Origin of the sequence: Gilliamella sp. ESL0232, from assembly GCF_013346885.1 — a bacterium.
GTDB lineage: Bacteria > Pseudomonadota > Gammaproteobacteria > Enterobacterales > Orbaceae > Gilliamella > Gilliamella bombi.
Genome location: NZ_JAAEDW010000001.1, coordinates 102,186 through 127,404, shown reverse-complemented (window position 1 = coordinate 127,404; position 25,219 = coordinate 102,186). Strand labels below are relative to the sequence as shown.

21 protein-coding genes and 1 pseudogene are annotated in these 25,219 nt (G+C 34.5%); 9 read left to right on the top strand and 13 right to left on the bottom strand.

The genetic code is table 11. From position 1 onward, the window contains the following. Nucleotides 1–55: 55 nt before the first annotated feature. Entirely contained in the window at nt 56–538 is a 483-nt protein-coding gene (locus GYW75_RS00550) for a thermonuclease family protein (protein ID WP_174798322.1), read from the top strand. 426 nt (nt 539–964) lie between these two features. Here GYW75_RS00550 and cspE read toward each other — a convergent pair whose 3' ends face one another. From cspE to GYW75_RS00520, 6 genes and pseudogenes are all read right to left on the bottom strand, one after another. Then, nucleotides 965–1,174 carry a transcription antiterminator/RNA stability regulator CspE gene (gene cspE, locus GYW75_RS00545; RefSeq protein WP_065589950.1) on the bottom strand — a complete coding sequence of 70 codons (210 nt, stop codon included), beginning with the start codon at nt 1,172–1,174 and terminating at the stop codon, nt 965–967. Nucleotides 1,175–1,477: 303 nt separating this feature from the next. Then, on the bottom strand, nt 1,478–2,287 hold the full coding sequence (gene proC, locus GYW75_RS00540) for a pyrroline-5-carboxylate reductase (protein WP_174798065.1): 810 nt from the start codon (nt 2,285–2,287) through the stop codon (nt 1,478–1,480). 341 nt (nt 2,288–2,628) lie between these two features. Then, entirely contained in the window at nt 2,629–4,335 is a 1,707-nt protein-coding gene (locus GYW75_RS00535) for a hypothetical protein (protein WP_174798064.1), read from the bottom strand. 587 nt (nt 4,336–4,922) lie between these two features. After that, nucleotides 4,923–5,468 (bottom strand): annotated as a pseudogene (proC, locus tag GYW75_RS00530) (pyrroline-5-carboxylate reductase); the annotation flags it as partial. A gap of 124 nt (nt 5,469–5,592) precedes the next feature. Continuing rightward, on the bottom strand, nt 5,593–7,212 hold the full coding sequence (locus tag GYW75_RS00525; RefSeq protein WP_174798063.1) for a hypothetical protein: 1,620 nt from the start codon (nt 7,210–7,212) through the stop codon (nt 5,593–5,595). A 457-nt stretch (nt 7,213–7,669) separates the two neighbouring features. Next, nucleotides 7,670–7,879, bottom strand: a complete 210-nt coding sequence (locus GYW75_RS00520) for a hypothetical protein (protein ID WP_174798062.1) — start codon at nt 7,877–7,879, stop codon at nt 7,670–7,672. A gap of 287 nt (nt 7,880–8,166) precedes the next feature. Here GYW75_RS00520 and GYW75_RS00515 point away from each other — a divergent pair, with 287 nt between their 5' ends. Next, on the top strand, nt 8,167–8,670 hold the full coding sequence (locus GYW75_RS00515; RefSeq protein ID WP_065590690.1) for a CbrC family protein: 504 nt from the start codon (nt 8,167–8,169) through the stop codon (nt 8,668–8,670). A gap of 108 nt (nt 8,671–8,778) precedes the next feature. Continuing rightward, nucleotides 8,779–9,063 (top strand): hypothetical protein, encoded by a 285-nt coding sequence (locus GYW75_RS00510; RefSeq protein WP_174798061.1) that lies wholly within the window; start codon nt 8,779–8,781, stop codon nt 9,061–9,063. 141 nt (nt 9,064–9,204) lie between these two features. On the opposite strand, the gene GYW75_RS00505 is transcribed toward GYW75_RS00510, so the two are convergent. Further along, the gene (locus GYW75_RS00505) at nt 9,205–10,131 is read right to left on the bottom strand and encodes an L-lactate dehydrogenase (RefSeq protein WP_065590692.1); all 927 of its coding nucleotides are present in this window, start codon (nt 10,129–10,131) and stop codon (nt 9,205–9,207) included. Nucleotides 10,132–10,598: 467 nt separating this feature from the next. Between GYW75_RS00505 and GYW75_RS00500 the strand changes: the two genes are divergently transcribed. Genes GYW75_RS00500 through GYW75_RS00485 form a run of 4 tightly spaced genes read left to right on the top strand, consistent with a single transcriptional unit; the run spans nt 10,599 to nt 14,040 of the window. Then, nucleotides 10,599–11,444 (top strand): metal ABC transporter substrate-binding protein, encoded by an 846-nt coding sequence (locus GYW75_RS00500; RefSeq protein WP_238786381.1) that lies wholly within the window; start codon nt 10,599–10,601, stop codon nt 11,442–11,444. Next, the gene (locus tag GYW75_RS00495; RefSeq protein WP_174798059.1) at nt 11,444–12,334 is read left to right on the top strand and encodes a manganese/iron ABC transporter ATP-binding protein; all 891 of its coding nucleotides are present in this window, start codon (nt 11,444–11,446) and stop codon (nt 12,332–12,334) included. Before GYW75_RS00500 ends, GYW75_RS00495 begins: the two co-directional genes overlap by 1 nt. Nucleotides 12,335–12,340: 6 nt before the next feature. Continuing rightward, nucleotides 12,341–13,207 carry a metal ABC transporter permease gene (locus GYW75_RS00490; RefSeq protein WP_174798058.1) on the top strand — a complete coding sequence of 289 codons (867 nt, stop codon included), beginning with the start codon at nt 12,341–12,343 and terminating at the stop codon, nt 13,205–13,207. Further along, nucleotides 13,204–14,040 (top strand): metal ABC transporter permease, encoded by an 837-nt coding sequence (locus tag GYW75_RS00485; protein ID WP_065560162.1) that lies wholly within the window; start codon nt 13,204–13,206, stop codon nt 14,038–14,040. Before GYW75_RS00490 ends, GYW75_RS00485 begins: the two co-directional genes overlap by 4 nt. Before the next feature lie 116 nt (nt 14,041–14,156). Here the strand turns inward: GYW75_RS00485 and dnaB are convergent, their stop codons facing one another. The 3 genes from dnaB to GYW75_RS00470 are packed head-to-tail and all read right to left on the bottom strand — an operon-like array spanning nt 14,157 to nt 17,432. Continuing rightward, a complete protein-coding gene (gene dnaB, locus GYW75_RS00480; protein ID WP_034909856.1) occupies nt 14,157–15,581 on the bottom strand; it encodes a replicative DNA helicase in 1,425 nt (474 codons plus the stop codon). 53 nt (nt 15,582–15,634) lie between these two features. Next, the gene (gene truA / locus GYW75_RS00475) at nt 15,635–16,426 is read right to left on the bottom strand and encodes a tRNA pseudouridine(38-40) synthase TruA (protein ID WP_174798057.1); all 792 of its coding nucleotides are present in this window, start codon (nt 16,424–16,426) and stop codon (nt 15,635–15,637) included. Further along, on the bottom strand, nt 16,413–17,432 hold the full coding sequence (locus GYW75_RS00470; protein WP_085165927.1) for an aspartate-semialdehyde dehydrogenase: 1,020 nt from the start codon (nt 17,430–17,432) through the stop codon (nt 16,413–16,415). Before GYW75_RS00470 ends, truA begins: the two co-directional genes overlap by 14 nt. A gap of 177 nt (nt 17,433–17,609) precedes the next feature. Between GYW75_RS00470 and GYW75_RS00465 the strand changes: the two genes are divergently transcribed. Next, nucleotides 17,610–18,656 carry a LacI family DNA-binding transcriptional regulator gene (locus GYW75_RS00465; protein ID WP_174798056.1) on the top strand — a complete coding sequence of 349 codons (1,047 nt, stop codon included), beginning with the start codon at nt 17,610–17,612 and terminating at the stop codon, nt 18,654–18,656. Between the two features lie 541 nt (nt 18,657–19,197). Here the strand turns inward: GYW75_RS00465 and guaB are convergent. From guaB to ubiG, 3 genes are all read right to left on the bottom strand, one after another. Further along, nucleotides 19,198–20,664: an IMP dehydrogenase gene (guaB, locus tag GYW75_RS00460; RefSeq protein ID WP_065609461.1), complete on the bottom strand. Its 1,467-nt coding sequence runs from the start codon at nt 20,662–20,664 to the stop codon at nt 19,198–19,200. Nucleotides 20,665–20,876: 212 nt separating this feature from the next. Next, on the bottom strand, nt 20,877–22,217 hold the full coding sequence (gntT, locus tag GYW75_RS00455) for a gluconate transporter (RefSeq protein WP_342366956.1): 1,341 nt from the start codon (nt 22,215–22,217) through the stop codon (nt 20,877–20,879). A gap of 94 nt (nt 22,218–22,311) precedes the next feature. Continuing rightward, entirely contained in the window at nt 22,312–23,022 is a 711-nt protein-coding gene (gene ubiG, locus GYW75_RS00450; RefSeq protein ID WP_085165923.1) for a bifunctional 2-polyprenyl-6-hydroxyphenol methylase/3-demethylubiquinol 3-O-methyltransferase UbiG, read from the bottom strand. A gap of 528 nt (nt 23,023–23,550) precedes the next feature. Here ubiG and GYW75_RS00445 point away from each other — a divergent pair. After that, complete coding sequence (locus GYW75_RS00445) at nt 23,551–24,912, top strand: sodium-dependent transporter (RefSeq protein WP_202983886.1); 1,362 nt, start codon at nt 23,551–23,553, stop codon at nt 24,910–24,912. Nucleotides 24,913–25,219 lie beyond the last annotated feature (307 nt).

The window sequence follows — 25,219 nt, the reverse complement described above, 5'->3', positions numbered from 1 at the left end:
TATAGCATGAATAATCATGTATAATGCTACAAATTTTTATACTTTTTTATTTATAATGAATCGTTTAAAACCTTTATTAATTTGTATTATTTTATTTTTTTTATCAAACACACTAGTTTATGCTGATTTCAATGGTAAAGTTGTCAAAGTAATTGATGGCGATACAGTTGATATCTTAACTATCAAAAAACAAAAAATCCGTGTTCGTTTGCTTGATATCGATGCGCCTGAAAGTAAACAAGCCTATGGTAATGTATCACGGAAATATTTAGCTTCACTCATTGCTGGTAAAAATGTTTTTGTTAAAGAAAACAAAAAAGATATCTATAAAAGAACCTTAGGTACTATTTTTTTAAATAAAGTTAATATCAATGCCAAAATGGTCGAAAAAGGTTATGCTTGGGCATACCGTTATAAAGGAGTAGCTAATAACAAAATGATGGTAAAATTAGAGACTAGAGCAAAACAAAATAAAAAAGGACTATGGAAAGATAAACATCCAATAGCTCCTTGGGATTTTCGACATAATAACAAATAAGGCACCTTATAAAATACCTATTTTTTTAGGGGGGAGTGAAGCTTCAACATGTCAATGTGAACCAATAACTAGTTTACAGTCCACTTCTTGATTATCGACTGGTGGTGCAGAAATTTATTGTTTATTATATTCTAAGCTTTGTTTGATTATGTCAGTTTGTTATTTAATTGCTAAATCATCAGGGCTAGTTTTGAGTAAAGTATCAATTTTATAAAAACTTTTTACAAACTTCAGATAAATCAGTCATAGTTACTGAAAAAATGCCTAAAGGCGCCATAAAAATACTAATTTTTATCCTTTATTACATTTCATTGATAATCTATAAAAAATAATTTGAATATTATAAAATAGCTAGGATGTAGCGAAGAATTTTAGGATGGAAATATATAAATCTTACCAGCAAATGCTGATAAGATAATAAAAGACTTAGATTACACTAACATCAGCAGCAGAAGGACCACGAGGGCTGTCTTGAATAGAAAACTCTACTTGTTGACCTTCACCTAATGTTTTGAATCCATCGCCAGAAATTGCAGAGAAATGTACAAATACATCTTTGCTACCATCAGCGGGGGAAATGAAACCAAAACCTTTACTTTCGTTGAACCATTTTACTTGACCAGTTTTCTTAGACATAATAATCTTCCTATAAATAAATTAACTTTAGCCCTTAAAGGACTATATTCAAAAACATAAAACCTAGATTACTTATTAACACTAAGAAGAATATACTAAAGAAAACTAATCTCTAAGCTATAGTAAACTACAAACTACATATATCGAAATGTTACAAAATAAATCCGCATGTCGTATGCTTGTTTCTATTTACTCATAATTAGTTTACTAATGCAAGCAATCTTTTTAAAAGATTACTTATTATATCAGTAAAAATAATTCATAACGCTAATTTAAAGATATAACGTTATGAATTTTATAACATTAATCTTTTGCCATCATTTGAGATTTTTTTATCGTTGCTTCCACTGCATCAATAACTGCTGACCTAAATCCTTTGGCTTCAAGTATTTGCACTCCTTCAATGGTTGTACCCGCAGGTGAGCAGACCATATCTTTTAACTCCCCTGGATGTTTACCTGTATCTAATAGTAGTTTTGCCGATCCCAAAACTGCTTGGGCAGCAAACTTGTAAGCTTGTTTTCTTGATAATCCGCCTTTAACCGCACCATCAGCTAATGCTTCAATAAACATAAACACAAAAGCGGGGGAAGATCCACTTGCACCAATAACTGCGTCAATTAAATCTTCAGGAACAACTTCCGTTTCACCAATACAATTTAACAATTGTTGAACAATAGACAATTCTTCATCGGTAATTTCGGTATTAGGGGTAATTGAACACATAGCGGCATTAACAAGGGCTGGTGTGTTAGGCATAACTCGTATAATTTTTTGCTCATAACCCACGCATTTGGCAATTGTTTTAATGGTAACACCTGCCGCAATTGAAATAACGATGGTATTTTTCTTTAATTCTTTTTGAATATCAACAAGTACATCAACAATCACATTAGGCTTAACCGCAACAAAAACTATATCGGCTTCTCGAGCAACATCTCTCGCTGAATCAAGATTATTTATTGAATAAGTTTGATTAAGAACTTGACCTTTTTCGGGATGATGATCATAAACATAAATTTGGGTTCCCGGCACAATATTACTGCCCAAAATACCTTGCAATATGGCATTCCCCATGTTACCTAAACCAATAAAACCAATTTTTTGTTCCATTTATTTACCACCTTTTTAATATCAATGCTTTTTCACAATTATAGAATATTTTTTGATACAAAACCCACTTTTTAACAATATAGTTTATTGTTAATTATTTTTATAAATATTTTAAATCTAAGGTTAATTTCTATTAAAGTGTGTGATCAATATTTGTTATACATTTTACTTTTTAAATAAGAAAAGTAGTATTTACTGGCATATTGCTTAAAAACTAATTAGCAACCACATTAGTTCTTAGTCTACATCAATGTGCATTTTATTGGCTATCTCGGCAAAAAATTTAGTTTTTTCTTGCCTAAATAACCATGATTAGACGTGTTTTAGATGGTAGCTGCAAACTAAGGTGTAACGCAGGCTACTCTATAATCTTGATCAGAATGATCTCTATCACCAACACCACCAGTATTGGCCTCTACAACATAGTTATATCTCCAACGATTTTGATCATCTGAAGTCCAATAAGCGGCTCTAGAATCTCCCCAAGCAGGATCTCCAACACGAAAATATTCCCAATCACTGTCTTTATAGTAAAGCTGTGTCATACGACCCCATTCACTAAGTAATCCCCCCATCCAATAACCATTTGCTTTATAACTAATTTTTCTCAGATAAAACGGTTCAACTATACCTATTTGCCAGTTGACTTTACTAGCCCTTCCATTAGTAAAATCAAGTACTTTTATTATCCGATACCCACCACCATTAAAATTATTACAAAATGCTACTGCATTTTGATACCCACCAGCACCACCACCTTTTTTAGCTACATACCAACGCTCAAGCTTAAAACTATATAATGGTTGATTACTTTCATCTCGCCAATAAAATGTCGAAGGTGTAAAAGCCCCGGGATTTTCTAAACTTGGGCCAGTTAAGGTAATTTTGACTAAACCAGTAGGAGAACTATTTTCCCTATGCAATTTGAGCGTTACGCCTCCTTTGGAAATTGTATCACCATTCGTATTAATAAATTCTTGTGCTTTCATTCCTGCAACACTCAAGTAAAAAAATAAATTATGAGAGCCTGTGGTTGGAAAATTTGCCCCAGGATTCGCTGGATTATAAGCATAAAATCCCCTGTGCTTATTCCACTCACCATTACCTGCGTTAATAGATGAAATCGCTCCATCATAAGGGATTTTACCCGAGTGAAAATCAAACTCTAAATTTGGTTTTGCGTAACAAAACTTAGGTTTATCCACCTTCGGATAAATGAAATAGGTATGTCTTCCTCCCGTAAAATGCCCTCCTTGAGATGGTATGCCATATTCTGTTTCAATACTCATATCCCCAACTTCTAACGTCAATTTATAAGGTGCATCACACCCATTGAGTAAGCTATTGGCATGGTGCTTCACATAATCAGTAATATCTTGCCCTTCTATATTTTCCCATTTAATTTTTAATTTACTTGAATTGACACGATGAAGTGTATCGCCATCATCATCCTTCCAATAACCATTGTCATCAATAACTTTATCTGCCAATACCTCTGGATAATTCCCATGAGGTACTAATGTCTTAATATCTGCAAAAGTGGCCGAAAGTTTATCTAACACTAATGGATTTTCCATACTTGAGCTATCATTTGATACAGTAATAATTTTGTTTCCGGGCAATGTTACTGATAATAAGGGACTAACTGAATCGGCATGAGTCGCACCGCCGTCAAAGGTTAAATAGGGGGAAGTACCATGGATCTTTTTTACCGTCACAGCGGATAATGCTGACATAGCATTATTCGATATCACTAATCCAAATAATGCCCAAATTGCTTGGGAAATATAACGTTTAATCTTTGAATTGGGTGATATTATGCACAAACAGGCTTGATAATAAAGAAAAGGTATAAAAACTTTAAAAAACGGCCGGATATGTAAAGTTGTTTTTTTTAGTTGTTCAAATTGTGTGCTGTGTGCTGTGTGCTGTGTGCTGTGTGCTGTGTGCTGTGTGCTGTGTGCTGTGTGCTGTGTGCTGTGTGCTGTGTGCTGTGTGCTGTGTGCTGTGTGCTGTGTGCTGTGTGCTGTGTGCTTTTCCTTTTTCATTGTATCATTTCCTATCTCATTTTTCAAAAATTTTCCACTTTCTTTTGTCTTTATAAAATTAAACGAACAAATTAGTAACTAATAATTTATTAATTACTCTTTCTTAATTCACTTTTAATATATTTTATTTTTAGGGTCTGAAATACATAGTTGATAACTAGCATAAATAATGCATTAGATTATAAACATAAAAACGTATCGCTTTAAAGTAAATAAACTTATTTTTTTGTTAAGATTTGTAAATTTAACTTTTTTATTTATGAATTATATTGATAGAGTTAAATTTATAAGCTGATAATCGAGAATTAAAAGTTTGTAATATTTTGTTGGATATTTTCGTACATCAACAATATAATATCTAGTATTAATTTACTAGCTATTATTTTACTTATTCAAATCATCAAGTATTAGTTGTCATTTTTTAGTTAATATTGTTCATAGCTAAAGAAAGATATTTTATCTACTCCTCATTAAACACTTTTTCTATAATTGCCCACTCTCAATAGTGATTAATATTCAATCATATCTTTTGATTTGTAATGCCTTTAAAATTACTTAATAAATATAAAATATAGATAATTTTATATTTACTTTTCCGCAAGATATTTAGATTTAGTAATCGTTGCTTCCACTGCATCAATAACAGCTGACCTAAATCCTTTGGCTTCAAGTATTTGCACTCCTTCAATGGTTGTACCCGCAGGTGAGCAGACCATATCTTTTAACTCCTCTGTATGTTTACCTGTTTCTAATAGTAGTTTTGCCGATCCTAAAACTGCTTGGGCAGCAAACTTGTAAGCTTGTTCTCTTGATAATCCGCCTTTAACCGCACCATCAGCTAATGCTTCAATAAACATAAACACAAAAGCGGGGGAAGATCCACTTGCGCCAATAACTGCGTCAATTAAATCTTCAGGAACAACTTCCGTTTCACCAATACAATTTAATAATTGTTGAACAATAGACAATTCTTCATCGGTAATTTCGGTATTGGGGGTAATTGAACACATAGCGGCATTAACAAGGGCTGATGTGTTAGGCATAACTCGTATAATTTTTTGCTCATAACCCACGCATTTGGCAATTGTTTTAATGGTAACACCTGCCGCAATTGAAATAACGATGGCATTTTTCTTTAATTCTTTATTAGTTCTTAGTCTACATCAATGTGAATTTTATTGGTTATCTTGGCAAAAAATTTAGTTTTTTCTTGCCTAAATAACCATGATTAGACGTGTTTTAGATGGTAGCTGCAAACTAAGGTGTAACGCAGGCTACTCTATAATCTTGATCAGAATGCTCTTTGGCACCGACAAGACCACTACTAGCTTCTACAACAAAGTTAACATCCCTGGAAAGTTGATCTGATGCCCAATAATATCCGCTCATATCCCTCCACCAAGCAGGATCGCCAACACTAAAAAACTCCCAATCACTATCTTTGTAGTAAATCTGAGTCATACGTCCCCATTCGCTAAGTAATCCTCCCATCCAATAACCATTTACTTTATAACTAATTTTTCGTAAATAGCTTCCGTCTGTTATACCATTTTGCCAATTTGGCATACCATCATTTCTATTTGCATTGGTAAAGTCAAGCACTTTGGTCATACGATATCCACCACCATTAAAGTTGTTACAAAACGCTACGGCATTTTGATAACCGCCTGCACCGCCTTTTTTAGCTACATACCAACGCTCTAATCTAAAATTATACAATGGGTCATTGTTTTTATCGTGTAAATAAAATGTTGAAGGAATAAAAGAACCAGGATTACTCTCCTTAGGACCCGTTAAGTTAATTTTTACAAGCCCTGTAGGTAGCGTATTTTCAGCATTTAACGTTAATGTTACCCCTCCTGTCGAAATTGTTCGACCATTCGTATTAACGATATCTTGTGCTTTCATTCCTGCAACACTCAAGTAAAAAAATAAATTATGAGAGCCTGTGGTTGGAAAGTTTGCTCCAGGATTCGCTGGATTATAGGCATAAAATCCTCTATATTTATTCCAATCTCCATGCGGATCGTTAAGAGAAGAAACTGCACCATCGTAAGGTATATTATTTGAATGCCAATCATATTCTAAATTAGGCATAGCATAACAGAATTGTGGTTTATCCATTTTGGGATAAAGATAATAGGTATGCCTATTTCCAGTAAATTTATCACTTTCAGAAGGAATACCATATTCTGTCTTAATGCTCACATCTTCCACTTCTAACGTCAATTGATAAGGTGCATCACAGCCATTTAATGCTTTATCTGAGTTATCCTTCACATAATTAGTAATATCTTGACCATATAAATTCTGCCATTTAATTTTTAATTTACTTGAATTGACACGATGAAGTGTATCGCCATCATCATCCTTCCAATAACCATTATCAGCAATCACTTTATCTGCCAATACTTCTGGATAATCCCCATGAGGTACTAATGTCTTAATATCTGCAAAAGTGGCCGAAAGTTTATCTAACACTAATGGGTTTTCCATACTTGAGCTATCATTTGATACAGTAATAATTTTGTTTCCGGGCAATGTTACTGATAATAAGGGACTAATTGAATCGGCATGGGTTGCACCGCCATCAAAGGTTAAATAAGGCGCAGTACCGTGAATGCGCTCAGAAGTCGTGGCCGATAATGCCTGTGATTCTAATGAGTACAGCAATAACAACAACGGTGCTAATGCCAATGGGATTTTTGCAAATAATTTTGTGAATAATTTCGATAATAATTCGAGAGATAATTTCGATGATATAAATGAGTTTCGTGCAAAAACTCGTCGAATAGGATTATTTGATAAATTTAAGACATAGGTTTGCCAGTGCTTGTGCCTTGTGCCTTGTGCCTTGTGCCTAAAATGGTACTGCATTTTGTTCCACCTGTCAAGTAATATTTTGTTTTATTTCGATTTTTTGTAGTTACTCGCTTATTTAATAAGCTTATCTTTCTAAAGCGATGAAAGTATAACCATTTATAAAATAGTTGGCTAGTTTTTTAGCGGACTTTTTTGTAAAGAAATGTAAAGATGAAAACGATTCGGCTTTAGTGATAAGTTAATTTTATAATTAAAATATGGTGTTATCTTTAGGACTTTTTGACTTTTACGGAATGATTAATATTGCTGATAACATCTAAAACACAAACACGCCCAACAGCCCAGTTTGGCGTGCTAGCTTTACTTCATTATCGGCATATTTTGACGATCTGATAAGGCAAACTTATTAATGTTGTGGTGCTATAAGCGTGTTTTTTGCTCTAAAATTGTTCAGGTAGACTATTGATTTTATTGAATTTTTTATTTTATATTTTTAAATGAAATCAAACATTTATAGATTAGCATTTTTGTTATTATGACTACTTAATTCCACTTTATAAGGTGCATTACATATCGTTAATACATCACTACAGCCTATTGCTTGGTTATTTTTATCTATAATACTCAACATCAAATTCTTAAATGTCGTTACTCCACTTTGTCCGTCTCCATCATCATCTCCCCAATAGTTATAACGTGTGACTAAGTAACTTATACTCACTAAGTTACTTGATCTTAATGTAGAAACCATCATGCCTATATCTGCAAAACTTTGCTCACCCACTGGTAACTTAATCGGGTTTGTCGCACTTGAAGTGTTGGTTAATAGTGTGATTTTTGTTACAGCTATTTTTTGTATTTTAACTTAGTATATGTTTTAGACTTAACTTTCAAGAATTACTATTCAACTATCAACTTGCTGATGACAGTAATCTGGCATTTAATTATTTTGTATTGAACTCACTTAGGTTATATAATCTTAATTTTATTATAATAAAGGAGTCTGTGATGTGCTTACCTATGTTTAAATATCACCCAAATGCATATCAACTCGATATTTTTGTTAATGAAAAGGGAATTTGTTCCGTTTGTAATCAAAAACGAACAATAAAATATAATTTGGTACCTTATTGTGTTGAAGATCCTGATTATATCTGCCCATGGTGTATTGCCGATGGTTCGGCTGCAGAAAAATATCAAGGTCAATTCAACGATAATTATGGTGTAGAAGATGTGCCATCCGAAATGTTAGACGAAATAGTATTAAAAACCCCGAGTTATTCATCATGGCAACAGGAAGTTTGGTTATCGCATTGTAACGAACCTTGTGCTTTTATTGGTTATGTTGGAGCCAAAGAAATTGAACCCTATTTTGATGAAATCTTAGATGATATCCAAGACTATCCCGAAGAATTGATAAAATCGTCTTTATCGAAAGACGGGACGTTCGTTGGCTATTTGTTTGAGTGTGTGCAATGTGCTAAAAAAAGGTTGCATGTTGATTGTGATTGATTTTAATAACTCTATACAGAGTATAGATTTAATATGCTAAATTAAAATAAGAAATAATAGTGTGCAATATCTCACTGATAAAAGGAAATAACTAGGAAAAATGCAACCATGATAAAAATACCATTGTTATTAACTATATTGTTGTTTAGTTGGTTTAATACTAATTATACGTTCGCCAATACTCAAACTGCATCATCTCAATATAAAAAGCAGTTTGCTGACGTTGCTGATGTTGCCGCTTTTAATGATTATATTGCTTGCTATCCCGTATCTGAACATCTTAATACATATAAAAAAATCGCCAGCCATATCAGAGATACTCATTACCATTTTTTAAGTGATGCTAACTATAATCAACTTGAAAACCAACTTAAAATCATCTTAGAAGATTAGCAGTTATATTTCAAAACTATTTCTTTTTCTTCCATGATCGTTATAAAAACCTTGTTCGTGGCGTATTGTGTATGCAATGACGCCACAAATAGATAACGCTAGGTTAGCGCACTATTCAAGCAATAGCGAAAATAATTTGTGCTACGGTAATTTGATATGATCAATATACCCTTTTACAATATTTACACTTTTTTCAAAGAGTTTTTTTTCATTTTCGTTAAAGTCGAGCTTGATCACTTTTTTAATACCATGTTGATCTAAAATTGCAGGAACACCAATTGCAACATTTTTATAGCCATACTCTCCGTCTAAAATACAACTAAGCGCTAATGCTCGATGACTATTAGTGAATATATGTTGGCAAATTTCGGTTATGGTGCTAGCTATTCCATATTCAGTACAGTGCTTACGGTTAGCAATTTCAAAGCCCATTTTTCGAGCTTGGGTGCCAATTTGTTCAAAATCGATTTTGTTTTTTTCTAAATCATTAAGATTAATTCCATAAACCGAAGAATGCGACCAAACGGGGAATTGTGAATCACCATGCTCACCAACAATAAAGGCATCAATGCTTTGTGGACCAATATCCATTTTTTCACCCAATAATCGACGCAAACGTACCGTATCAAGCCATACTCCTGTACCAATCACTCGATGACGAGGCAAGCCAGATAGTTTCCAGACTTGATATGTAATTGCATCGCAAGGATTGGTGGCAATTAAAAATATGCCTTTAAAACCATTGTTCATCATATCAGGCACTATGTTGGCAATGATTTTAGAGGTTCCTGCAAGCTCTTCTGCACGGCTTTTTTGGGCTATGCCTGATGTGACGGTGATAATGGCTATGTCAATGTCTGAACAATCAGTCGATTCACGCAGGCTAACTTTGACCATGTTTTGCCGATAAGCCGCCGCATCTAATAAATCTTGTGCATGTCCATAGGCTAATTCTTTATTAAGATCAACAAGTGCAATTTCTTCGCAAATACCTCGATTTACTAATGTATAAGCCGTTGTTGATCCCACATTACCCACGCCGATAATCATCACTTTTCGCAGTTTCATATTAAGCCTCGCTTTATTAAAAAATAAGGTAAAACAACAAGTGTTTTTCATAGTATAAAGCTAGATTAGTATGATTTAATAAATAATCTTTTCTACTTTAACTATTATTTAAATAGACGGAATTAGCTACTAATTATTTTGGTTTTATATACAATGAATTAATAACATAGCTATGTCTAAAGTTAATTGAGATCGTGAACTTTAAAAAAAATTGACTTTTACCTTTTTTAAATGATAATAATTATCATTAACATTTAAATTTATTGCTATAAATAATTGGCAATGAAGTGTCACTACTACAAGTAATTAAATTGAAAGATATTTGTTAGATTTGTTAGAAACAATCACTGAATTTTGCTATTTGTTTATGAGTTAAACGCTAGGAGTCGCTAATGAAGTTCAATTTTTTGAAAAATCGTAAAATATTATTAAAGGTTATTTTAACTTCGTTAATTATTTTGACAGGTATGCACAAATCTGCACAAGCGTCAGAAAGGAAATTTAAAGTCGTTACTACCTTTACGGTTATTCAAGATATTGCGCAAAATGTAGCTGGTGATGCTGCTATAGTAGAGTCAATTACCAAGGTCGGCGCAGAAATTCATGAATACGACCCCACCCCGCAAGATATTACCAAAGTGCTTTCAGCAGATTTAGTGTTATGGAATGGCCTTAATTTGGAGCTTTGGTTTAAACGCTTTTTTGAAGATGTAAAAGATGTCCCATCCGTTGTTGTGACTGAAGGTATTGAGCCGATGCCAATCCGCGAAGGAAGCTATAAAGGTAACCCTAATCCACATGCTTGGATGTCGCCAACACTAGCCTTAATTTATATTGAAAATATTCGCGCGGCATTTGTCAAATATGATCCTAAAAATACGGCTATTTATAATAGAAATGCTGCTGATTATATTGCTAAAATTAAAGCGCTTGATGCACCATTACGCGAACGGTTGGCCAAAATCCCTGAGGCAAAACGTTGGCTTGTGACCAGCGAAGGAGCTTTTAGTTATCTAGCTCGCGACTATAATTTGAAAGAAGCTTACTTATGGCCAATAAACGCTGAACAACAAGGCACACCTCAGCAAGTTAGGCAATTAATTGATTTAGTGCGAGCAAATGATATTCCTGTCATTTTTAGTGAGAGTACTATTTCAGATAAACCCGCTAAACAAGTGAGCAAAGAAACCGATATTAAATATGGTGGCGTTTTGTATGTCGATTCGCTTTCAACTAAAAATGGTCCTGTTCCAACTTATATTGATTTGTTAAAAGTGACCGTTGAAACCATTGCTAAAGGATTTGAAAAATAATGACTCAAATTTGCTTGAAAGTTGATGATATTACGGTGACTTATAATAATGGCCATACTGCAATTTATGATGCTAGCTTTAGCTTAAACGGTGGTACTATTTGTGCTTTAGTTGGTATTAATGGTAGTGGCAAGTCAACGTTATTTAAAAGCATTATGGGAATGGTTCATCCAACCCGTGGGCGTGTAACTTTTAATGATTTCTCAGTAAATCAAGCTTTAAAGCAAAATATCATTGCCTATGTGCCACAAACCGAAGAAGTCGATTGGGATTTTCCTGTTCTGGTGTCGGATGTAGTAATGATGGGACGATACGGGCATATGTCTTTTTTACGTATTCCAAGCAAAGAAGACAAAAAACAAGTTAATATTGCTCTTGAACGTGTGAACATGCTTGATTTTAAGCATCGTCAAATTGGCGAACTTTCTGGTGGGCAAAAAAAACGAGTATTTTTAGCTCGAGCATTAGCTCAACAAGGTAAAGTGCTGTTGCTAGATGAGCCCTTTACTGGAGTTGATGTTAAAACCGAAAATGCCATTATTGATTTATTGAAAGATCTGCGTGAAGAAGGCCATTTAATTTTAGTTTCAACCCATAACTTAGGTAGTGTTCCTGAATTTTGTGATCAAGTGGTATTAATTAATCAAACCGTACTGGCCTTTGGTCCAACTAAAACAACTTTTACACCGCAAAATTTAATGACCACCTTTGGTGGTGCACTACGTTACCTTAGTTTATCAGGCGAGAAACTGCATAATGACGAAGATCCTCGTAAAGTATCCATATTAACTGACGATGAGCGTGCTGCTATTTTTTATGGCGAAGGTAAGCATGATTCCCCCCATCGAGATTTATTGATTGACCATCACGATAATAAACCCAAGGGGTAACAATAAATGGAACTTTTACTTGAACCATTTACCTACGATTTTATGCTTAAAGCAATTTGGGTAAGTAGTATTGTTGGCGCTGCTTGTGCTTTTTTATCGGCTTTTTTAATGTTAAAAGGTTGGTCACTAATGGGCGATGCGCTATCGCACTCTGTTGTACCTGGCGTTGCTGGTGCGTATGCACTTGGACTACCTTATTCAATTGGAGCATTTTTTACTGGGTTACTGGCGGCACTTGCAATTACGTTGGTTCGTGCCTTTACACGCTTAAAAGAAGACGCCACTATCGGTTTTATTTTTTCAACCTTTTTTGCTGTCGGTTTGTTAATTATTTCGCTCAATCCAACATCTGTTAATGCACAAACTATTATATTTGGTAATATTCTTGGAATTGATGATAGCGATATGTGGCAAGTGCAAATCATTATTTTGGTATCATTTATACTACTTTTCTTTTTTTGGAAGGATTTGTTAGTTGTCTTTTTTGATGAAACTCATGCCAGATCGATTGGATTAAAACCATTAAAACTAAAAATCCTATTTTTTACTATTTTAAGCGCATGTACCGTTGCAGCATTACAAACAGTTGGGGCTATTTTAGTAATAGCTATGGTTGTTACCCCTGGGGCAACCGCTTACTTACTGACTAATCGATTTTCTCGGCTATTGATTATCTCGGTTCTTATTGGCACTATAACTAGTGCTGTTGGTGCTTGGATTAGCTACTTTTTAAATGGCGAAACTGGTGGCGTTATTGTAACGCTACAAACGCTGATTTTTATTGCCGCATTTTTATTTGCTCCAAAGCAAGGATTTATTGCCAATCATCTTCAGATCCGTAAAAGCCGTTTAAATAAAGGGAGAAAGGTATGACAGAGTTTTGGGAATTTATCTACTATCCTCTGACCCTTCCTCTTATTCAGCGTGCAATTTTAGCTGCACTAGCAACTGGTATAGTTTGTGCTTTGCTTTCTTGCTTTTTAGTTTTAAAAGGCTGGTCCTTAATGGGGGATGCAATTTCGCATGCGGTTTTACCTGGAATTGTGCTAGCCTATTTAGCAGGTATTCCCATTATAATTGGTGCTTTTGCTTCAGGCCTATTTTGCTCGGTTGCAACAGGTTACATCAAAGAAAATAGCCGATTGAAAGAGGATACCGTAATGGGGATTGTATTTTCGGGTATGTTTGCTTTTGGTTTAGTATTATTTTCAAAAGTAGATACTTCACAGCATTTAAATCATATCCTATTTGGTAGTGTACTTGGCACTAGTTATGACGAGCTTAAAAAGATCATATTTATTGCTACAATTGTATCAATCTTAGTTATTATAAAACGCCGCGATCTTATGCTTTACTGCTTTGATCCTGTACAAGCCAAAGTTGTTGGACTACCAGTTAAACTATTACATTATGGTTTATTAAGTGTGTTAGCTTTAACCATTGTAGGTTCATTAAAAATAGCGGGTATGATTTTAGTTATTGCTATGCTAATAGCTCCAGGTATAACTGCTTTTTCGTTAACTAAACGTTTTGAATGGATGTTAGTAATTGCTGTGTTAGTTTCCACATTTTCAACGGTGGCGGGCACCTTGATAAGTTATTATGCTGATGCATCAACTAGTGCTTGTATTGTTATTTTGCAGGCAACCATATTTTTATTTGCTCAGGTTTATCAGTTTATTACTAGCAAAAAATTACGCCACTAAAATTATTCTTGTAACTATTGTAAAGAAGCCGTCTTTAGAAATACTTTTTTACAGCTATAAAAAACAGCGTAATGATATTTTTAAGCCATTTTACGCTGTTATTATTAATTTAATTGTTATTCATCATCCAAATATTTACTATTATCAGCATAATTATCAAAACGTGAAAACTGACCTTGGAATTTTAATCGAACTTTCCCAATTGGTCCGTTTCGCTGTTTTCCTAGAATAATTTCAGCAATGCCTTTATGTTCTGAGGCTTCGTTATAAACCTCATCACGATAGATAAACATTATCACATCAGCATCTTGTTCGATAGAGCCTGATTCACGTAAATCAGAGTTAACTGGTCTTTTATCGGCTCGTTGCTCCAAACTACGATTAAGCTGAGATAGTGCAACAACAGGAACTTGTAATTCTTTAGCCAAGGCTTTTAGTGAACGCGATATTTCGGCAATTTCTAAAGTACGATTTTCAGAAATATTCGGTACACGCATAAGCTGTAAGTAATCAACCATTATCATACTTAAGCCTTTATGTTCCCGATAAATACGTCTTGCTCTTGAGCGTAATTCCATTGGCGTTAAACCTGATGAGTCATCGATATAGATGTTTTTCTTTTCGAGCAATAGTCCCATTGTGCTTGAGATTCTTGCCCAATCATCGTCTTGCAGTTGTCCTGTTCGAATTTTTGTTTGGTCAACACGTGAAAGCGAAGCTAGCATACGCATCATGATTTGTTCTGAAGGCATTTCTAAGCTGAATATTAATACTGGTTTTTCTTGTTCTAGCGCAGCATTTTCGCACAAATTCATAGCAAAAGTGGTTTTACCCATTGATGGCCTTGCCGCAATGATAATTAAATCGGAACGCTGCAAACCAGCCGTTTTTTTATCTAAATCGATATAACCTGTTGAAACTCCTGTCACACCATCATGTGGACGTTGAAACAACTCTTCGATTTTAGCTACCGTTGCTTCTAGCACTTCGGTAATACTTTTTGGACCTTCACCTTGTTTAGTTCGGCTTTCAGCGATTTGAAATATTTTGCTTTCCGCCAAATCTAAAATTTCGGTACTATCTCGCCCTTCTGTTGCATAACAGTTATCAGCAATATCATTTGATGCACTAATTAATTCACGTAAAATCGCTTGTTGGCGAATAATATCACTATAAGCAACAACATTTATCGCACTTGGTGTGTTTTTTGAAAGTTCAGCCAAATAAGCAAAACCACCGACATCAGCTAAAACATCTTTACTTTCAAGGCTTTCAGAAAGGGTAATTAAATCAATTGGTGTACCTTTACTGACCAATGTATGCATTTCAGAAAAAATTAGTTGATGATGGCGCGAATAAAAATCGCGATCAGTGATCATTTCAGATACAGCATCCCAACGTTGATTATCAAGCATCAAGCTACCAAGTACTGCTTGTTCAGCTTCAATTGAGTGTGGTGGAAGCTTGATATTATGCAAGTTTGATTTTTTCGCTTCTTGATTTCTAGAATCTTTATTTGTGCTTGTTCGATCAGTCTTCATTACATTTATCTTTTTAATTTAATTAACTTTTTATTGTTTGCTTATTATCCAACTTATTTTAAAAATAATGGGCCTAATGCTTGGGTTGGTATTTGATATTCTGATGGATAATCCACCTGAACTAAATATAATCCTTCAGATTTTGCTGTTGCAGCAGCTTTCGTCCTATCTTTAGCCTGTAAAAGTTCGCTAATCCATTCTGGATGTCGATTACCCGCACCAACTTCAAGTAAACTGCCCACAATGTTACGTACCATATGGTGAACAAACGCGTTAGCTTTAATATCAACAATAATAAATTCACCTTGTCGCCAAACTTCGATATGATGAATATTACGCCAAGGTGTTCTTGATTGGCACTGCGCTGCTCTAAAGGATGAAAAATCATTCTCACCTAATAAATACTGTGCAGCTTGATGCATTAAGGTTTCATCCAAAGGTAAATAATAATGCGATACTCCTTTAGCTAAAATTGCTGTCCGATAACGATGATTATAAATCACATAACGATAACGCCGAGCAGTCGCACTAAACCGCGCATGAAAACTATCATCAACTACTTGTGACCAACGCACCGCAATATTATCAGGTAAATGAGAATTCACTCCCATTGTCCAAGCACTAGCTGATCGCATGGCTTGGGTTTCAAAATGAATAACTTGACCAGTTGCGTGTACACCAGCATCTGTACGACCAGCACAAAAGACGTTTATTGGTGAATTAGCAATTGTCGATAGTGCGGATTCTAGTCTTTCTTGAATAGAATCAACATACTGCTGTCGTTGCCAGCCAAAGTAATTACTACCATCATATTCAATACCAAGGGCAATTTTATATATAGTCATTAATGAGGATCTCAAGTGTCTCAATTAACATTAATGCACCTAAATAACGAATATTATCAGCAACTGACCAAAATTGAATTTGTTCATAATGGCCGTAACTGTGTCTCAAATTAGCCAATTTAATAGTTAGCTGACCTTCAGACTCTATACTAACTTCGGTCACTGGAGTTGGCATATTATCGCTTTGCACTTCAACCCCAAACTCGCTAAAACGTGCCATATCTAACTCAATCGGTAAGCTACTTGATACATTAATAGCTTGTGACACCCCATAAAACACAGGCACAATCACTGACTCAATAGAGACAGGAAGTTCATAATTACTTAATATTTTACGAATTTGATTAACTTGTGACTTTTCACCTAATATTGAATCATCATGTTCGTGCGATACGGGTAATAAGTTAAATGCCAATTGCTTGTCAAATAACTGATTATCAACTGGCATACCATTTAATAAGCGAGCGCTCTGTCCAGCCAGCTCATCTACTCCTGGCTTACCATACAATGAGGCCGGAATAAAACTGGTGACATGTAAATTGGTTAATAACTCAATATCAGTTAAAGACGCAACACAACGCAATAATTGGCACACTGTGGCACTAGCTACAGCTATAATGTTTTCATTACGGTATTCAGTTAATACACTGTTATTAACTTTAGGTACTACTAATGGAATATGATCCTGCTGAGCAAAATAGCCACTTGCATCAATCACTACACAACCTGATTCTGCCGCAATTTGTGCATATTTTTCACTTGTTTCATAACCAGCAACAAAAAAGGCAAAATGGCACTGGCTCCAATCCATTTGTGCACTATCGGTAACAGTTAAATTTTTACCAGCAAAACGAACAACTTCACCAGCACTATTGTCACTACCGACCAAATAGAGATTTTCAATTTTTAGACTATTGTCTTGTAAACTACGTTGTTGTAATAATTCAACTAGCGCAGAACCCACTTGCCCTGTCGCCCCCACAATAGCAATATTCCATGCAGACATATTTATAAACCCAAATAAAAAATTTAACGGTAATTATATCACTATATTGTCAAATATAGCGGAAAAGATATTTTTCAATTTTGGAACACAGATCGACAAAACAAAATCTGAGCCCTTACAAATTAGCTTAATATCCGTAAAGTAATAAGCCACTTTAATCAAAATTTATTCGTTAATATGACAAAAATCACTCTATCGGATATTGCTACAAAAGCTAATATTTCAGTTGCTTCGGTTTCAAGAGTATTAAAAAAACCACATTTAACTTCTCCTCAAGCTCAACTACGCGTTTATCAAGCTATTGAAGAATTAAATATAGATACATCAAAAAATTTCAAACCCTTTCAATCAATACATAACAGTAGAAAGATATTAATTATTGATAATCAACTTTTTTCAAAAAGTTTAATCAATCTTGGTTTAGAACAAGCTTTGAAAAAAGAGCAGTATCAACTGTTTTATTTGCAGTTTCCTTATAATAACAGAAACGATATCCATCATATTATTCGTTATGTAGCCCAAAATGCATTTGACGGGATTATAATTATCAATGATGCTCCATATTTAAAAACACTGGTTTCTTATAAAGATACATTACCCCCCATTGTATTAGTTAATCACTTTTCGCTTGATTTTATTTGCGTTCACTTTGATCATTTATTGATCGGATATCAAATGACGAAATATTTAACTGAAAATTCTCATACCAAAGTTGCTATTTTACTTAATAATGACCAATTGATAAGTTCAGCACTTTTGCTACAAGGTTATAAACAAGCATTGCTACGTGCCAATATTGTTATTGAGCCTCGATATATTATTCAAGGTTGCTTTACTTATCAACATTCCAGATCAGCTATAAAAAAATTAATAAACGGAAGTAAATTGCCATCAGCAGTCATTTGTGCCGATAATTTTAGCTTAACCTATTTAGATGAAATTTATTATAAAGATCTACACAATCAATCTCCTGATAGCATGGTTTTAGGGGCGTTACATCAAGCCAATGAAAGTAAATCCAAACTAACTAAACCGCTCACTATCTCGTATTTTAGCGCTTCTAAAGAACTTAAATATAATGAATTAGATAATTTATGTAGAATTAATAAACCATTATTTAAAATGGGACAACAGTCTGCAACTTTACTATGTGATATTATTAAAGACACAACAAAGTCTATTAAACACAATAAAATAATCAATGTTGAATCGATGTTTTACTAATACGTGCACTATCTTTAAAAGATAGTCCCTATTTTGTTTTTGCTCGCTTTCATTGCAAATAATCATCGTACATTCTGATATTGCAGAGAGTAAAAATAATTCAGAAGTCCAGACCGTTTAGTTTTATTGAGATCTGATATCGCCTTAGCGCTTGGCAAATTGAAATAAGGAGGGTAATAAATAAGGCAAAGTGTAGCCGTAATCTTTTTCCCAGATAGTAAGCTTTTAAGTTGAATAGCCACTTATTAAATTTCATCCATTATCATTTACAGGACTTTACCCAATGTGAATAAATTAATATGAAATTTCAATATTCGAGCATTTTTAATATAAAATTCGGTGATTAAATTGCCTTTCACCTTTAATTAGCAAATACACAAAATTTAGAATTAACTCTAAAAACAAGATAATTTTTCCAAATAACCTTTATTTACTCCATTTAAGATATTAGATAGCAATTATTATGTTTGTTTAAATGTTCGCTTTATTGGTAAACGGCGTTAAATCAGTACATAAAAAGAGGGAAGCATCCCTCTTTTTTTTACGCTCCAGCTCTGTAATTTGGTGGTTCTTTGGTGATAAGTACATCGTGCACATGGCTTTCTTTCATTCCAGCACCAGTAATGCGATAGAATTTAGGTTTAGTTCTTAACTCATCAATTGTTGCGCAACCGGTCAATCCCATACAAGATCTTAATCCCCCCATTTGTTGATGAACTATTTCTTTTAGTAAACCTTTGTAGGCAATACGACCTTCTATACCCTCTGGCACAAGTTTATCAGCAGCATTGTCAGTTTGGAAATAACGGTCAGAAGATCCTTTTGTCATTGCACCAAGCGAACCCATTCCACGATATGATTTATATGCTCTGCCTTGGAATAGTTCAATTTCACCTGGTGCTTCTTCAGTACCTGCAAACATTGAGCCAACCATTACACAAGATGCACCTGCTGCAATAGCTTTAGCAATATCACCTGAATATCGAATTCCACCATCAGCAATAACAGGAATGTTGTGTTTTTGTGCAATTTCGACAGCATCCATTATGGCGCTAATTTGAGGTACGCCAACACCAGTTACAATGCGTGTTGTACAAATTGAGCCGGGGCCAATTCCTACTTTAACGGCGTTAACACCTGCATCAATTAAGGCTTTAGCTCCTTCTGCTGTGGCGATGTTACCGCCAATAATTTGTAAATCTGGATAGGACTTTCTTGCTTGGCGAATACGCTCAAGTACGCCTTCTGAATGGCCGTGCGATGAATCAATCAATAATACATCTACACCTGCTTCTACTAATGCTGCAATCCGCTCTTCATTACCAGCGGCTGCGCCAACAGCTGCTCCAACACGCAAACGACCTTGTTTGTCTTTACAAGCATTAGGTTTTTGTTCAGCTTTGTTATAATCTTTGACGGTAATCATACCTTTTAGGTGGAATCGACCATCAACAACAAGGACTTTTTCAACCCGGTATTCGTGCATTTTTTGCAGCACGATTTCACGTTGTTCACCTTCATTTACAGTCACTAAGCGTTCTTTCGGTGTCATCACCGCAGTAACAGGTAAAGAAAGATCCGTTGCAAATCGTACATCGCGTGCGGTGATAATGCCAACTAGTTCTTGAGTTTCAGTCACAACTGGAAACCCTGCAAAACCATACTCTTTAGCTAGTTCGATAACTTGCTTTATAGTTGCAGTTGGTAGAACTGATACAGGATCTTGTACTATGCCGCTTTCATGTTTCTTAACACGTTTTACATGATTGGCTTGATTTTCAATTGACATATTTTTATGAATAAACCCAATACCACCTTCTTGAGCAAGTGCAATAGCTAAATCAGATTCGGTTACAGTATCCATTGCGGCAGAAATCATTGGAATATTGAGCTTGATGGTTTGGGTTAATTGAGTACTAATATCAGCAGTGTTAGGTAATACAGTTGAGTGGGCTGGAACTAATAACACGTCGTCAAACGTGAGAGCTTCTTTGACTATACGGGACATGACAATATTCACCATTGAGTTAAATTGTTGATAAAATATTGCCGAGACATTCTACTTACTTTTAACTTAAAAGGCTAGGAAAATTTTATTCTATATTGAAATAAAAAAGTAAATAAAAATACAATAGAATTAAATATAAGTGAAGATATATTGAAAACACCTCACCAATTAAATAAAACTGGTGAGGTAAAAAATCGGCTCTTAATGTTTTATTAAATAAACATATTAATAGCTAAGCATCCTACTAATCCACAAACAGAAATTGTAGTTTCTAATAGTGACCAAGATTTCATGGTTTCAGCAATACTTAAATTGAAATATTCTTTAAATAACCAAAATCCAGGATCATTAACGTGCGAAAATACAACACTTCCAGCTCCTGTTGCAATAACCATCAGTTCAGGACTTACTCCTGTTGAAGCAATAAGAGGGAACACAATGCCTCCTGCTGTCAACGCTGCAACAGTCGCAGAACCAAGCGCTAATCGAAGCAATGCCGCAATTAACCAAGCCATTACGATAGGTGAAATATTCGATGAATGCATCATTTGTTCAATGTAAACTTTTACACCACTATCAACAAGCACTTGTTTAAATGCTCCGCCTCCACCAATAATTAATAACATCATGGCAATAATTTTGATTGAATCAACTAGAGTAGTATTAACTTCAGCCATGGAGCGTCCACGTAAAAGGCCAAATGTAAATACCGCAACTAATACAGAAATCAAAGTTGCAATGACTGGATCACCTAGAAATTCTACATAAGGTAACACTGCATGTCCTTTATCTAAAGTCATATCGCAAACCGCACGAATTGACATTAAAATAACTGGAATTAAAGCGGTAAAAACACTGACTGCAAAGCTTGGCATTTGCTCATCAGTAAATTTTTTAGAATTATATAAGCCTTCTTCAATTGGATGATTAATTACGCGAATAAATGGTAATCTTGCTAATACAGGCCCAGCTAAAATTACCGTTGGGATACCGATGGTAGTACCATAGAGTAAGGTTCGTCCCATATCTGCTTTAAAAATTTCAGCAATAGCTGTAGGACCAGGATGAGGAGGTAAAAAGCCATGGGTCACAGATAAAGCCGCAGCCATAGGAATACCAATATATAGTGGCGATATACGTAACGTGGCAGCAATAGTTAATACTAATGGTAATAACAAAACAAAGCCAACTTCATAGAAAAGTGCAAAACCAACAATAAAACCGGTAAGTGTAACCGCCCATTGGATTTTCTTGTCACCAAATGTTTCAATTAGCGTTGTTGCGATACGTTGGGCTCCACCACAATCGGCCAATAATTTTCCCAACATTGCTCCAAAGCCCATAATTAAGGCTAAACTACCAAGCGTACCTCCGACTCCATTTTTTATGGATTTCACCACATCCATAACTGGCATGCCTTCCATTACACCAACACTTAGCGCAACTAGAATTAGAGCAATAAAACCATTGACTCGAAGTGGTAACATTAAAATAAGTAGCAGTGCTACACCAATAGCAATTATTATTAACGGCATAAATAGGTCCTCTAAAATAAAATATCCCTTGTTATCGGTAACATGCTAAATTATAGAGAAATTTTAAAAAAATACAGGTGGAAATATCTAAAATGAGAATTTGATCACATTTTTAAAATGAATCTGATTTCTGTGCCATTAATATATAATTTATATCCACATTTGGACTTAATTTGAATTGATTTTTAAATAAAAGATATTCCATACCGATAATAGCCTCTACATCTAATTTTGCTTGCTCAACAAACGCCATTAACTCTGATGGGCGAATGAAGCGATTAAAGTCGTGCGTACCTTTGGGCACTAAGCGAGCAATATATTCTGCTCCATAAATCAATAACAATTTTGCTTTATGATTACGGTTAATAGTCGATAAAAATAGTTTACCTCCTGGTTTAAGCAATTTTGCACAGGCTTGTATGACAGAAAAAGGATCAGGTACATGTTCTAATAACTCCATACAAGTAATGACATCATACTTGGCAGGATGTTGTTGTGCATGTTTTTCAACCGTTTGCTTTTGATAATCGATCGTAAGGCCATTTTGTTCGGCATGAATTTTGGCAACGGTAAGCGATTCATCAGCAAGATCAATGGCGGTAACATTTGCCTCTAATTTGGCTAGGCTTTCAGATAATATCCCTCCCCCACAGCCAACATCAAGCACAAGTTTGTTGGTTAGTGATCCACATTTTTGTTTTATATAATCCACACGCAGTGGATTGATAATGTGTAACGGTTTGCATTTACCATTTGGGTTCCACCAATCGGCAGCAAGTCGTGAAAATTTGTCAATTTCATTTTGGTCGATGTTTTGTGACATAGTAGCTCTTTGATATCAGTAAAATCTAAAATTAACTATATGCTATGTTCTTGTGATTATCAATAAATCGGCCTAATTAAACTTGTTTATCAAAAAAATAACATATTAAACACTGCGTTTACTTTATAATTTATCCTACAAAAAGATTATTACGTCAATTAATAAGACAGTGAGAAGGTATCGTTCTTAAATGAATTTATTTAGTTCAAAACATATCATAATTTTTAGCAAATATAATTGATTTTGCCTTTAATTGGCTATGTTGTAATTTTTTATTGTAGATTTCTTCTTTTTGAGTGTTTTAAAAATGTTTAATATGACATATTGATTAGTATAATCGTTATTAAAAATAAATATGATACATTCCTATCGATACTCGCTAAAAATTTATACGGATATAACCAATAACTTGCATAATATCTTGTTTATAGAAGTATTTCATGGCATGATTAAAATTTCATTTATAAAATGACACACTTTTTTCACAACGCTAAATTAAACTAATTAAGATTAAAGGAAACAATATTAATGAGTACGGGTACTATGAAAAAAAGTCACTCACAGTGGAGTTCGCGCATGGGATTTATGCTTGCCGCGGCTGGTTCTGCTGTTGGGTTAGGTAATATTTGGAAATTCCCTTATATGGCTGGTGAAATGGGTGGCTCTGCGTTTGTGCTTACCTATTTACTATTTATGTTTGTTATTGGCTTGCCAATTTTAGTTTTAGAATGGTTAATTGGGCGTCGAGGGCAAAAAAATCCAATTCATACTATGGAAGATGTCGCTGTTTCAGAAGGTCGTTCTAAATCATGGCGCTGGGTTGGTATTATTGGTGTAGTAGGTTCTTTTTTAATTCTATCATTTTATAGTGTTATCGGGGGATGGGCGACCGATTACATTGTTTTAGCTGCTCAAGGTTCTTTCGAAGGTGCTAATGGCGAAGCTACTGGTCAACTTTTTACCCATTTCCTTGGTAATGTTAACAGTCTACTAACTTGGCACACCGTATTTATGTTTGCTACAGCATTTATTGTTGCTCTTGGTGTTGGTGCTGGTTTGGAACGCGGTTGCAAATTGATGATGCCTGGGCTAGGTGTATTATTACTTGTTTTAGTTGGTTATGCTGCCTATGTTAGCGGTCCATCTTTTTATGATGCTTTTAAATTCTTGTTCACCCCTAATTGGTCTGCAATTAACGGTACAGCAGTATTGGCGGCATTGGGACATGCATTCTTTAGTCTATCTTTAGGTATGGGTATTATGATGGCATATGGTTCTTATCTGGGTTCAGATGTGAACTTACTATCAACTGCACGTACTGTAGTTATTTTAGATGTAATTGTAGCGATGCTATCTGGTATGGCGATTTTCCCACTGGTATTTGCTAACGGTTTACAACCTGGTGAAGGCCCAGGACTTATTTTTGTCACCTTACCGATTGCTTTTGGTAATATGGCTGGCGGCACTGTTTTAGGTGTTTTATTCTTTATTTTCCTTACTTTTGCTGCATTAACGTCTTCTATTTCATTACTTGAACCAACAGTTGAATTGTTAGAAGAAAAAACACCATTGGGTAGAAAATCAGCAACAATTTTAAGTAGTTTAATTATTTGGGCATTAGGTATCGCATGTATTTTATCATTTAATGAATGGGCAGAAGTGAAACTATTTGGTAAAAATATATTTGATTTGCTTGATTACTTAACTAGTAAAATAATGTTACCTGTTACAGGTTTAGGCACAGTGATATTTGGTGCTTGGATGATGAACCAAAAACACATCCGAGAAGAATTAAATTTAAATAATTTCTGGTTTAGCATTTGGACTGTTTTATCACGATTCGTTATTCCAGCTGCTGTTATTTTAATTCTTGTTTATGGATTTATGTAATTTTTATTAATTTAAAATAACCTTTAATTAAAAAAGCCTTAATCCCTTCAAGGCTTTTTTTTTTGCTCTCTTTTTGCATTTTTAACAAAAAATAACCAAACAATGAATAAATGTCTTAACCTCTATTGAAATCTGTTTTTTTACTCCCATATAGCAATACATCAATAAATCAAACCATTATGTTAATTTTATTCGGTTAATCTAACTGGCAATGCACTATTAAATGAGCAAAATGATAAAAGTTAGTTAATAACAAATCATTTTCGTCATTAGAATTAATTGAAATGACTAAATATAATAGAGGAAC